General features: G+C 70.0%; 1 protein-coding gene. It reads left to right on the top strand.

Annotation, left to right across the window (positions count from 1 at the left end; genetic code table 11):
* Positions 1 to 267, top strand: a 267-nt coding sequence (locus tag PUR61_RS14020) for a transposase (RefSeq protein ID WP_329879149.1), incomplete at its 5' end; no start/stop codon positions are given.
* Between the last annotated feature and the right edge of the window lie 10 nt (positions 268 to 277).

The raw sequence follows: 277 nt of genomic DNA, 5'->3' as shown, positions 1-277 counted from the left end.
CCCGGCAAGCTGCACGCCGACAAAGCCTACGACCACCGCTTCATCCGCGCCTACCTGCGCCGGCGGCAGATCCCGGCCCGCATCGCCCGCCGCGGCATCGAGTCCTCCCAGCGCCTCGGCCGGCACCGCTGGGTGATCGAGCGCACCGTCGCCTGGCTCGGCGGCTTCCGCCGACTCCACCGCCGCTACGAACGCAAGGCCGACCACTTTGCAGCCTTCGCCAGCATCGCAGCCGCCCTCATCTGCCACCGCCGACTCTCCAAATGAGATGACTTCT

This window comes from Streptomyces sp. BE20 (genome assembly GCF_036322525.1).
In the GTDB taxonomy this organism is placed as follows: domain Bacteria; phylum Actinomycetota; class Actinomycetes; order Streptomycetales; family Streptomycetaceae; genus Kitasatospora.
Note: the sequence above shows the minus strand (reverse complement) of the source record. Positions and strands in the feature narration are given on the sequence as shown.